Consider the following 12,621-nt stretch of genomic DNA (forward strand, 5'->3'; position numbering starts at 1 on the left):
CGTCCGTAGAATGAGGGGGCGATCCATAGGTCAAAACGTGTTTATTTCCCGCTTAGCTGATTTCCTGTCTGTTTCTGCCCGTATTTTGCCCATTATTTATTGAGCCATGAATACAGTTCCCTCGTTGCCAGATGATGACAAACGAGTTGATGCGCTGAAAAGCTACCATATTCTGGATTCGCTGCCCGAATCCGATTACGACGCCATTACTCAATTAGCCGCCCAGATCTGCCAGACCCCGATTTCGCTGATCAGCCTGATTGATACAGACCGCCAGTGGTTCAAATCCAGACAGGGTCTGGCGATCGCAGAAACGCCCCGCGAGTTTTCGTTCTGTGCTCATAATCTCATTGATCCCAATACGTCCCTGATTGTCGAAGACGCCCGGCTGGATAAACGTTTTGCCGAAAATCCGCTGGTTACCGGTGATCCTCATATCGTTTTTTATGCCGGTATGCCCCTGGTCGACGACGATGGGTTCGCGCTGGGGTCGCTCTGTGTCATCGATAGCCAGGTCAGGCAGTTGGACACCGGGCAATTATCAGCCCTCAAAACGCTGGCCAGGCAAGTCGTCAGCCTCCTCTCCCTCCGAAAAGCGAACCAACGCCTGCAAACCGAAGCCATTCAGCAGCAGCAGGTACGTACAGCGCTTTCGGAGAGCGAAACCCGCTTCCGCTCCCTGATTGAAAAAGCGCCGGTGGCCACCTGTTTGTTTGTCGGCCCAGACATGGTCATTGAAGTAGCCAATGACCCGATGCTTGCCTTCTGGGAGCAGGGTAAAAACGTACTTGGCAAACCGTTGGTCGAGGCCGTCCCGGAGCTGGCCAGTCAGCCGTTTCTGACTATTCTGGCTGAGGTATTTACCACCGGCATTCCTTACGAAGCCAAGGGAGCCCGCGCCGATCTGCAGGCCAACGGGCAGCTAAACACCTTTTATTTTGATTTTACCTACACGCCACTCCGGAATGCAGACGATGACGTGTATGCCGTCATGGCGATGGCTGTTGACGTAACGGAGCAGGTGATTTCCCGCCAGCAGCTGGAAGCCAGTGAAGCCTTTGCCCGTAACCTGTTTCAGAGTTCACCCGTTGCCAATCTGGTACTGCTGGGGGAAGACATGACTGTTCAGACGATCAACGAAGGCATGCTGCAGATGCTGGGCCGTGATCGTACGATTATCGGCAAACCCCTTATGGAGGCCGTTCCGGAGCTGCAGCCTACCCCCCTGCTGGAGCGCTTACGACACGTACTGAATACAGGAACCATGTATCACCAGCCGGAAGAACAAATCAGCCTGGTTCGGTTCGGACAGCCTTATACCGGCTATTTTCACTACATCTACACCCCATTTATAGACACGTCAGGTTTACCCAGCGGGGTAGTCGTAACGGCTATCGAAGTAACGACTCAGGTACTGGCGCGCCAGCAGGTAGAAGAGAGCGAAACGCGCTACCGCCAGCTTTCCCAGGAACTGGATTTGCAGGTGCAGCAGCGGACGGAAGAGCTTGCGTCGGCCAACGCGGAGTTAACGGCCAACAATGAGCAGTATGCCGCTATCAACCAGAAACTCGAAGAAGCGAACAGTCTGCTGATTCGCTCGAACGAGAATCTGCAGACCTTTGCCTACGTAGCGAGCCATGATCTCCAGGAGCCGCTGCGCAAGATTCAGCAATTTGGCGATCTGCTACATACTCAGTATGGTCCTTATCTGGGCGATGGGATCGATTACCTGGAACGAATGCAGCTGGCTGCCAGCCGGATGTCAACGCTGATCAAAGACCTGCTGACTTTCTCCAGAATTTCTACCCGGCGCGATACCAGTGCGCCAACGTCCCTGAATGACATCGTTGCGAGTGTATTGATAGACCTGGAACTGCCGATCAACGAGCGTGAAGCGCAGGTCAGCGTGAGCAGCCTGCCAACCGTTTCGGGCGATGCGTCGCAACTGGGGCAGCTCTTTCAGAACTTACTCAGCAATGCGCTGAAGTTTCGCCGGGAGGATGTGGTGCCCCAGATTATGGTACGTTCGGAACTGGTTCTGGCGACGAAGCTGCCCCCTTCCATAAAACCGACCCGGCAGACGCCCGCCTATTATCAAATCGACGTAACGGATAACGGCATTGGCTTCGACGAGAAGTACCTGGACCGCATCTTCCAGGTGTTCCAGCGACTACACGGCCGGAAGCAGTTCGACGGAACCGGCATCGGTCTGTCGATTTGTGAGAAAGTGGTTACCAATCATGGTGGGGCTATCACGGCTACCAGTCAACCCGGCCAGGGCGCTACATTCAGCATTTACCTGCCGGTGTAGAAAGGGGCAAGCCCCTTTCTACTACGAGCAATAACAGACTGGCAGGCGTATCGGCAACCGAAACCGCTTCTTATAAGAATTTTATGTAGTTACCCCGAAGCCAGATATAGCCTTCCTGAACGGGCTATTGGGACGATACACCCTGTTCGATACGTACCTGGCTACCGCTTAGTCAACTCTTTTGAGTATTCTTTAACTAATTGATACTTTGGAGTTGACTAAGCAGCTTTATACGTATGTATTTCCCGCAACTGACTTTTCTCCGCTACATCGCGGCTGCCATTGTCCTGATGAGTCATTTTGGTCAGGTACAGGAAATCCTTAGTATTCCGGGTTTGGGTAACGCGATGCATTATTCAAATACCCTGTTAAGCTTCTTTTTTGTACTGACCGGATTTGTTCTGATTTTATCTATCAATCAGAACAATCAGTTGCCGCCGGCTATTCCACCAAAGCTGCTGCTATTCAGGCGATTAATTCGAATCTACCCGCTGCACTGGCTGGCGTTGCTACTGACTTTGGTCATGCAGCAGATTGAGCTGGTCCAGAATCCAACGGCCGACGTAGCCCCGGTAGATACTGGTAAGGTTCTGGCTCATGCGCTGCTCTTACAGGCCTGGTATCCTGAATACTCGTTTGCGCTGGTCTATAATTACGTAAGCTGGACGTTATGTGTTGAACTGTTGCTTACTCTGTTAGCTCCTTTTCTCTATAGCTGGATGCTGAAACAGCCTACGACAAGACTGGTACGGAACGTAACACTAGTCTGGCTGGGAAGCCTGTTGGTGCATTATCAATGCCTGCAACAGGGAATGCCCGTGGACTGGGGCTTTTTCTGGCCACCCGTTCACGTACCGGAATTTATCGTAGGCATGGCAGGTGGTTTTGTCCTATGCCGCCGATTCGAGGTACTCAAACAACAGGCGAAGTGGATGCATGGCCTGGCCTACCTCAGCGGGGCACTGATGATTGGTCTGATGATGGGTGCTTTCCCTTACCTCTATAAAAACAGCCTGATATTTGCCCCTACCTATTTGTTCGTATTGCTAAGTGTATCGTTAAGTAGCAATTGGGTAACGAAGCTATTTTGTACGAAACCCTTCTTGTACCTGGGGAAGATTAGTTATGGGGTGTATATTCTGCAACTTCCCGTAGCCATTTTCATTCTACGAGTCGTTCACCCCTGGGCGGGCTGGCCTTACCGGTACTCAGTTCTTCTGTTCTTAGTGACCCTAACGGGAGTGGCGGCCCTGGCCTACGAATGGATGGAAAAACCGATTGCAACGTATGTAAAAAATCGCCTGCTCCGTAAGGTAACGTCTGTACCTCTTGTAGAACCATCCCCGTCTTTAGTAGCGCAGTAAACCCATCGCCGGTGGGCGTCAACTGTTTATACCGCAAAAAGGCCGCTGTTTTTCAGCGGCCTTTTTGCGGATAGCGGGAGCCGGATTCGACATCTATGTCAAACAGCGGGTAGTGGTTGCCGACCTGTTCAGCTCTGCTTTTGTCGAACGGTGCAACGCTGACTTGCCTAATCAGAAGTGGTGCTTTACCGCCCCTCAACTATAGCAATTTCGGCTTCTGTTAACCCGTATAATTCGTAAACCATTTTGTCAATTTCCGCTTCCAGTGCTGACGTATCAGCGGTTGAATCAGCAGCCTTGATCGCAAGTATTTGATCCACAATTGACCCGATCATCTCTTTTTGTGCAGACGATGCGAATGGAACGGGAATCTGTTCAACATACTGCTTAAAGAATCTCAAATACCCTCCCCGAATAGCAGTTGAGAGATTTGTATAGAAATACAAGACAGTATTTGAATTCATTATCGCAATCAAATACTTTTCGGCTTCAGGAATGAAGTAGGCTGTATTAACGCAATACGTCCCTTCAATGTCATACATTGCTTGTACTTTGATGCCTATATCGGGAAATACGATTTTTTTTGTCTCAAATTCATTGTAGTAGTCGCAGGCCCGCAATTCCCACCAGTATTCACCTTTATCAGCCCGAATTCTAGCTTTATTCTCAAATGGTTTTAACCATTCGTAAATAGGCGGGTATGTTGTTTTCAGCCATATATCGGCGTCTTCTCCTTTACGCTTTCGATTCGTAACACCCTTTTCAAGAAGAATCAGATACTTGTCCACTTTCGGCGTTTGATACCGCTTTACGTCCCGACCTGCCAGAAAAGGTTTGATTACGTCGGCACTGCGCGGGTCTTCAGTGATTAGCCTATCTTTCGTTGCGGCATCAATGACGAACGCTTCGTTTAGTCCGGTTTTGATACCGTAGTAGATTTTCCCCTGTACGTACTCCCCTAACGGCTTACCGGCTGCCCGTAGCTTTGCTATAAGTTGCTGAACTCCGGCGTTGGTCAGTTGCCAGCCTTCGTCCTGTAACGTATCGGTTTTCACCTCAAAGGCGGCAGCGTCGAAGAATGCCGCTAACCCATCGGGGTAGGTAAGCGTATCAATCTGCGCTGATTTGAAATTGCCCGTTGCGGGTGCATTCTGAATGCTCAAAATACTTGGATACGTAGTCGCTTCATCAAAAACGGGCAGGTCGCCGAAATCGGCAATCTGCTCAACCGCCAGCGTCTTCAGCCACTTGCGCAGGTTTTCCCCGTAGCCTGCCCGCAGCCACTTGTTCGGGATAATGTACACGAAGTGACCCTTTGGCCGCAGGAGCCGCAACCCGTGTTCAACGAACATCACGTATAAATCGGCCGTACCCGCGTAGGTCTTCGGGAAGTCAACTTTAAGCAGCTTCTTCGATTCGCCTAACTCTTCCTGCCGGATGTACGGCGGGTTACCAATTACGGCATCGAAGCCCACGAAGCCCCCCTTTTCGTTGAGCACTTCGGGAAACTCAAACCGCCATTCAAACGACCCCCGGTACAAAACGTTACTTTCTGCGTCGGCAATGTCGGTTTCGGCCTGCTCAATCAGCTTGTCGTACCGTTTCTTTTCGACCTCAACCAGTTTGGCGTCTTTGATCGTATTGCCGAAGAGGTCAATGTTTACGTCCAGCAAAGCCCGCTTCCCCCGCAGGTCGGCCAGCTTCTTCCGGCGCGGGTCGCGGTTCATAACCGATTCGCGGAACTGGCTTTTTATCTCACTGATAAAGCGGGCTAGTTCGGCTTTGGCGTCTTTGCTTTTCGCATCCTTATAAGCCCTCACTGCGTCTTTGTAGGCGTTCAGGGAGAACTTCTGCTTTCTGAATACGTCGCTCAGGTCTTCGGTCAGGCTGAACTTACTCAGCAGACTATTCCCCTGTTTGATGTTGATGTCGATGTTGGGCAGGGTTTCCAGTTCAGCAAAGCCGGATTCATCGGTGTAATAGGCATTCTTCAGCAACTCAATCCAGAGTCGAAGGCGGCAGATCTTTACGGAGTTGGGATTAATGTCGACCCCAAACAGACAGCTTTCAATGATGGTCTGCTTTTCCAGGAACAGCGTCTTCTGAATGCGCTGCCGTTCGGCCGTAGGTTTGCCCGTAGTGGGTTGTAATTGGTAGTTGAATGGTTCATCTTCCTCATCCAGTACGACCAGTTCATCATTCAGCACGCCAACGGTATAGCCCCGCAGTCGTTTGCCTTTTTCATCCTGCAACACCCGCAGGTCGGACTTTACGGCGATTAGTTCGTTTAGTGCCGACACCAGAAAGTGACCAGACCCAACAGCAGGATCACACAACCGTATTTCATTGATAAGGGTATTTGCCTCCGTAAGGTCAAAGTCTTTATTCGCGAGGTCGTCAAAGTTGGCACAGTGCCAGCCTTTGGCGTCGTTAAACTTCTGCACAACGGCTTTCCGAATGGTTTCCCGGCACATATACTCCGTGATGAAGCCCGGTGTATAGAACGACCCGTCTTTGTAGCCGTTGATCTTCTCGAATATCAGTCCTAGTACGCTGGCGTTGATCAACGTCCGGTTCTTTTCCTGAATCTCTTCGCGACTTTCTGATGCAAAGTCATAAGCATCCAGAAAGGCGAACAGGTAAGCCAGCGTATTCAATTCGCCGGTATGCTTATACGCCGGGTTATCTTTCAATACGCTTCGCGACAGCAGCGGTAATTTCAGGCCATTATCCAGCCCGTTTACGCTGATTGTCCTGTCTTCTAACTCGGTGATTTCAAAGAGCGAACTGTTGAGGTACGGGATCTTGCCGAACTTCGCCTGTATGGATGCCTGCCGTTCAGAAGGCTTGATTGCCAGCACCCGAAAAAACAGCTTATTTAATTCGTCAAAGTCGGCAATCATATCCGGCTTCAGAAAGGCGTACTCCTGGTTGCCGTTATGATACTTTACCAACTGCGATTCAAGCAGTTTCAGAAACAGAATCCGGTTTACCCACGTAATGCACAGTTCAAGGGCTAACCCGAACAGCTGTTCCTCTTTCGTTGCGCCGTATTGCGTCCTGTCCTGAATGTGGCTCAGTTTATTAGCCGTATCGAGTTCAATGATCGTGTTTTCCAGCAACGATCCTTCATCCCGTCGGGACGCCGAACCGTTCCCCGCTTCCTTTCGCCGGATTATCTTTTTGCCCTTGTCTTTGATTTCCTCCAGGCCTATCAGATGCAGCAGTTCGGCGTAGAACTTTGGGTTCAGGCGGTTGCTGTCCGTCGCAGCTGGCAGCTTCAGTAAGTGCGTCGGCGACAGCACTTTAAACAGCGACAGCAGGGCTTTATCGTTTACCTTGTCCTGATCAGCTACGTTGGCCTGGTAGTCCCGCAAATCGAAGTACGTAAAGGGAAGTTCCCCGGCCGCTTCATCGGCGGCTAACTGCGTCAGGAACGGCCTGGCAATCTCGTTGTAAAACAGTTCGTTGTTGCGGCTTACCTTTTGCCCCGTTGCCCACGCCTTATATTCTTTGGCCAGATGCGTATTGCGATAGAACAGCCGATCAATCAGAGCCGCGTCGAAGATGAACCATTCGTAAACGTTCGTTACGACGCAGTGCCGTATATCACTATTCCTGGACCGTTCGCGTTCCTGAAAGTAGTACAGCAGCAGTTCGTGAAATGCCTTTGCGTTCAGGCTTTGCCGGGTAATCATTTCGCCTTTGTTAGCGGGTCGTTTCACCTCAAACAGCACCCCCGCCTGCGTAGTAGCGTCTTTGCCCAGGTGAATGACAAAATCAGTTTTTCCCTTCGGTGCTACGACGTGGGCATCTTTGTAATAGACTTCTTTCAGGAAGTCCATCAAATGATCTTTTACATTCTCTTCGCTTTCCCGTTCGTTGATGTGACCCAGGAGCCGCGTGAAGTGGCGTTTAAAGCTATCTACCTCTTCGCGGGTATTCGGCTGTAGTCGGTACGTCTTTTCAAGGGATTCAGCGGGTGTGAGGGCTCTAAGCTGCATTCTTTGTTGTCGATTGAATAGCGTGGGGAGGGGTAGTCTGAAAAGCAAAATATCCCTTAAATCGTAACCGTAGCCTAATGAACTGGGTGTGCCGCCAACATTCAGGAGCTTTTTTTATGATCCTCAAAAATAAAGTTTCCAGCCACATAAGGCGCAATCTACTACTTGCTACCGTATACGTTAAGCAGACATATGAAAAGAGTATTCCCTGGTCTGCATGAAGCGGATGGAGTACGTAATACCCAGGCAGCGTATCACCCTGATTAACGCCCTCGACCTTGCAGACTGACGCCGGAAGATGTGCGGGTACTCAGCGAAGAGTTTGATAAAAAACACCTAACAGGCCGGTAATGTCAGGTCTTGTTCTCCAAACCCGAAAGTATCTGCCCGAAAGTTGGGTGGGTAAAGTAGTAAATTACCTTTTGGTTCGACACAAAAGCAAAAACCCTCATAAACCACTGAAGAACAGTAATTTACAAGGGTTTATTGTACCGGGAGCCGGACTCGAACCGGCATGTCCTTGCAGACAATGGTGTTTGAGACCATCGCGTCTACCGATTCCGCCATCCCGGCTTAAGAATCGGTTCAGAGTGCCTTATCAGCAATCCCTGAACGCGAACGTGGGTGCAAAAGTAGAAAAACCCGGCAAAGGAGAAAAGCAAAATGAAATAAATATGAAATATTTTCCCACCCTCTCCTCTCCTCTCCTCTCCTCTCCTCTCCTCTCCTCTCCTCCCTCCCCATCATTCATACCGCAACGCTTCGATCGGGTCCAGCTTCGACGCGCGGACGGCGGGGTAGATTCCGGCAAACAAGCCTACGCCCACACAGACGACCAGGCCAACCAGCATCCACAGCCAGGGTACGACAAAACTACCCTGCCCCTGGCTGACGACACTCGCAATGAGGTTACCGATAGCTAATCCAAGCACGATGCCCCCGACACCACCCAATAAACAGATGACAATAGCCTCGATCAGGAATTGCTCGCGGATGCGTTTGGGCGTAGCACCGAGCGACTTTCGGATACCAATTTCGCGGGTACGCTCCGTCACCGACACCAGCATGATGTTGAGCAGGGCAATGGAAGCCCCCAGCAACGTAATGAAGCCGATGCCAAATCCACCCATGCGCAGATAGCCCGTAATGTTGTCGGTTTCTTTCAGCAGATCGTCGGCCCGCTGAATTTCGAACGAATCGGGCTGGCCCAGCCGGTCGTGACGGACCTGCCGCATCACGCCCTGGGCTTCGCCAACCACCTCGTCCTGGCTGGCGTTGGTGGGCACCGCCGTCGTGATGTCAAACGTCAGTTGCTGCGATCCGGCCAGCGCCCGCGCACTCCCGAGCGGAACCAGCACGATCCGGTCGTCTCCGCCCCCCGTAAGCCCGCCTTTTTTGGCCAGCACGCCAATAATTTTATACTGTACGCCCGATACCCGAATGACCTGATTTAGGGGATTCAGCCGTTGATTAAACAGGGAGCCAACGATCTCATTACCCACGATGGCTACGTTCTGGCTGTATTTTATGTCGTTGGTGGTCAGGTTGCGGCCCGCCTGCAATGAAAATCCTTTTACGGGCAGATACGCTTCATCGCCCCCCACCAGCATGACATTGGGGTTCGTTTTGCGGGAGCCGAATTTAGCCTGCGCCGAGCTGGTCACCACAGATGAGATCGCAATGGTCGTCCTTTCGTAGGGGAATATTCGTTTGTATTGCGAAGCTTCCAGATACGTAATGGGCTCCACTTTTTTCTGCACCCGCCCCCCCCGCCGACCCTGTTCCTCACGGTTTACAATCGAAAACGTATTGGCTCCGAGATCAGCAAAACTACTGTTTACGGACCGTTGTATCCCGTCGATAGCGGTCAGAATCCCCACCAGCGACGTAATACCAATGGCAATAATCAACGAGGTCAGGATCGTTCGCAGGCGGTTGCCCGCAATCGACCGCAGTCCTTCACGAATGTTTTCGAGGAAGTTCATCTGTAACAATGAGTGAATGAGTGATTGAGCGAATGAGTGAATAGCCATCCGGAAAAAAACTTGCGCCAGCTATTCACTCATTCGCTCAATCACTCATTCTTAATTAAACCCTGCACAATAATTGCTTATCTTTCGTTATAACAAAACTAGCACGCGCATTCTTAATGGGAAAACCAATGAAACGGCTGTTGTTACCGCTTATCCTCCTTTTGACATTGACCGGCCGAGTTTGGGCGTCCAGAATTCTGATTCCGATGGACGATTCCCAGAAGAATCACCTCAAAGCCTATGGTATTGCGTATTGGGTGCTGAAAACGCACGATACGGAAATTGACTGGCTGCTAAATTACCGGGGGGGGGCGTTTATGATGCCACAGAGCCAGTCGTTCATCAACGAGATGGTCATCCGGGGGGTTAGTTATGAAGTCATTTCTGAAGCCCAGGCTGGCCAGATTCTGGCCGAAGTAGCCGCACCCGACGCTAACATGGACGCTGTCAAGCTCCAGAAGCCCCCCAAAGTGGCGGTTTACTCACCCAAGACCAAACAGCCCTGGGATGATGCCGTGACGATGGTAATGACCTACGCCGAGATTCCGTATGACGTCGTGTTCGACGAGGAAGTGATGAACGGCAAACTACCCGAATACGACTGGCTGCACCTGCACCACGAGGATTTTACGGGTCAGTTTGGTAAGTTTTTTCATTTCAAAGATCAGCCCTGGTATATCGCGCAGAAACAGGAGGCCGAAACCATATCGCGGAAGTTCGGCTTCACGAAAATTCCCCAGCTGAAGCTGGCCGTATCGCAGAAAATTCGGGAGTTTGTCCTGGGTGGCGGGTACCTGTTTGCCATGTGCAACGCTACCGATACGTACGACATTGCCCTGGCCTCGCATAACACCGACATCGTTGAAGCCTTCTACGACGGCGACCCGGCCGACCCGGCTGCCAACAACAAACTGGACTACAGCCAGACGTTTGCGTTCCGGAATTTTCAGGTGTACACGAATCCGTACATGATCGAATTCTCGAACATCGACAACCAGCCTGAGGAACGGGGGCTCAACGAGCACAACGATTATTTCACCCTGTTCCAGTTCTCGGCGAAATACGATCCCATTCCGACGATGCTGACGCAAAACCACCAGAACGTCATCAAAGGCTTTATGGGGCAAACGACGGCATTTAAGAAGAATCTGATCAAACCCGAAGTGATTATCCTGGCCGAAAACCGGGCCGCCAGTGAAGCACGGTATATTCACTCGCCCTATGGCCGCGGCTTCTTTACGTTCTACGGTGGTCACGATCCGGAAGACTATCGGCACGAAATCAACGAGGAGCCAACCGATCTGAATCTGCATCCCAACTCAGCCGGTTATCGCCTGATTCTGAATAACATTCTGTTCCCTGCCGCCAAGAAGAAGAAGCAGAAAACGTAGGCCCGATGGATACTTTCTCCGAAACGCAGCGCTTTCGCCAGTGGTGGCTGTGGGCCCTGCTCGGTCTGGCTTCCGTAGTCACCATCGTCCCCTTGGTGACTACGGAAGCCCGCGACGAACCCGTTGCGTGGGGCGGTGTTATCGTCCTCGGGCTGATCGGTGTCCTCTTATATACCTGGCGACTGGACACCCGGCTGGATGCCGAAGGCATTCATTATCGGGTATTTCCGGTAGTGCCGTGGCGAACCATTCCCTGGTCGGACGTTAACGCCATGACCGTCGAGCAATACAGCTTTGTTGGTTACGGCATCCGGTTAGGATTCGATGGGTGGGTGTACAACGTCGCCGGTAACCAGGGGCTGCGGATCGTGCGGAATAAGAACCGGGTTATTACCATTGGTACGCAGCGCCCCTATGAACTCCGGTCGTTCCTGCAGCAGCATCCAGTGGCTCACTAAAACGCCGAAAACCATTCGGCAACGACTTCGCTCCGTCGCTTGCTTTCCAGCTTCTTCTCCAGATCGTCGGGCAGCTTGGGGAAAAAGTCGATTCCTGTTAGTTTCTCAATCTGGTCGACTGGTACCACAAACTGCTGCAGCGAACTCTCCGACTCCTCATTATCAAGCAGGAAACCTACCATCCTGATCTCAGGATTATTGCAGTACAGAATAACCTTGTAAAACTGCGGAGGCACACTTACCTGGTTTGCCTTTCCAATGGTCGGCATACCGGGTTTCAGAACCGAGCCTGTGATAACGTAGAGACCATTATCGCGCACGGCCCAGCGCCGGACCTGCTCTTCGAGTTCTTTCCAGATTCCTCGGTTAAACTGAGGAGCTTGTGGAGCGATATTGCTCATGTAGAACGTTTCGCGCATCATCCGCTGCGAAAATTTGAAGTCGCCCGCCGGAGCCAGGTGCCCCCGGTCGTAGCCAGATCGGGTATAATCAGACGATAAAGCTGTTCCACTTTTCACCTCCGGGTCGGGTTGAAACTGTTCTCCTTCCCGATCGGCATCCCCGCTGATTTTATAGGCTAGTAAGGGGTAGGCTACCCAGTCGGCTACTTTGTAGCGGTCGACGTAGCGAAGCGTGTACCCTTCATGCCGGATTACATCATCGCTGGCTTTGAGGCCAGGGAGCATAAAATCGACCTGGTTTTCGAAATCAAACCGTTTGTTTTCACTCTGCCCGCGGGACGTTTGTCCCTGCGTATCGCTGGCGGAGCCCTCCTCAGTACGTTTTTTTCGTTTCCGATGCGGTTTCTCGTCGGACGCTACGTCTTCCTCCGGCTCCGGCGCTTTATACGGGTTATCATCCCGCTCCCGGTGCGACGGGCCGATACCGACCAGACTGCGCAGGTCGTTCCAGAACGCCACTACGGGTTTTGTACGGCCGCCGTAGTGGAGAAATAAGGCAATCAGGAAAAAGATGAGCAGCAGGAAAAGGACGTTGCCGCGCGGCCGGAAGCCCCGACGGTGGTATTTGCTGGTCGAGAAACGTGGTTTGAAAAACATAG

7 protein-coding genes and 1 tRNA gene are annotated in these 12,621 nt (G+C 51.6%); 4 read left to right on the forward strand and 4 right to left on the reverse strand.

From position 1 onward, the window contains the following. Positions 1-106 precede the first annotated feature (106 nt). Both HU175_RS17870 and HU175_RS17875 read left to right on the forward strand, forming a co-directional pair. On the forward strand, positions 107-2,311 hold the full coding sequence (locus HU175_RS17870) for an ATP-binding protein (RefSeq protein ID WP_228724197.1): 2,205 nt from the start codon (positions 107-109) through the stop codon (positions 2,309-2,311). Positions 2,312-2,547: 236 nt separating this feature from the next. Continuing rightward, a complete protein-coding gene (locus HU175_RS17875) occupies positions 2,548-3,675 on the forward strand; it encodes an acyltransferase family protein (protein WP_176567882.1) in 1,128 nt (375 codons plus the stop codon). 185 nt (positions 3,676-3,860) lie between these two features. On the opposite strand, the gene HU175_RS17880 is transcribed toward HU175_RS17875, so the two are convergent. The 3 genes from HU175_RS17880 to HU175_RS17890 all read right to left on the reverse strand — a co-directional run bounded on the left by HU175_RS17880 (position 3,861) and on the right by HU175_RS17890 (position 9,664). Beyond that, entirely contained in the window at positions 3,861-7,679 is a 3,819-nt protein-coding gene (locus HU175_RS17880) for a class I SAM-dependent DNA methyltransferase (RefSeq protein ID WP_176567883.1), read from the reverse strand. 489 nt (positions 7,680-8,168) lie between these two features. After that, a tRNA-Leu gene (locus HU175_RS17885) sits at positions 8,169-8,252 on the reverse strand. A gap of 170 nt (positions 8,253-8,422) precedes the next feature. After that, positions 8,423-9,664 (reverse strand): ABC transporter permease, encoded by a 1,242-nt coding sequence (locus HU175_RS17890; protein ID WP_176569267.1) that lies wholly within the window; start codon positions 9,662-9,664, stop codon positions 8,423-8,425. A 176-nt stretch (positions 9,665-9,840) separates the two neighbouring features. Between HU175_RS17890 and HU175_RS17895 the strand changes: the two genes are divergently transcribed. Further along, on the forward strand, positions 9,841-11,103 hold the full coding sequence (locus HU175_RS17895; RefSeq protein ID WP_176567884.1) for an asparagine synthetase B: 1,263 nt from the start codon (positions 9,841-9,843) through the stop codon (positions 11,101-11,103). A gap of 5 nt (positions 11,104-11,108) precedes the next feature. Beyond that, positions 11,109-11,561: a hypothetical protein gene (locus tag HU175_RS17900; RefSeq protein WP_176567885.1), complete on the forward strand. Its 453-nt coding sequence runs from the start codon at positions 11,109-11,111 to the stop codon at positions 11,559-11,561. Here HU175_RS17900 and HU175_RS17905 read toward each other — a convergent pair. Continuing rightward, positions 11,558-12,619: a DNA/RNA non-specific endonuclease gene (locus tag HU175_RS17905; protein ID WP_176567886.1), complete on the reverse strand. Its 1,062-nt coding sequence runs from the start codon at positions 12,617-12,619 to the stop codon at positions 11,558-11,560. The two genes, HU175_RS17900 and HU175_RS17905, sit on opposite strands and share 4 nt — an antisense overlap. Positions 12,620-12,621 lie beyond the last annotated feature (2 nt).

It is taken from the genome of Spirosoma sp. KUDC1026 (genome assembly GCF_013375035.1).
Lineage (GTDB): Bacteria > Bacteroidota > Bacteroidia > Cytophagales > Spirosomataceae > Spirosoma.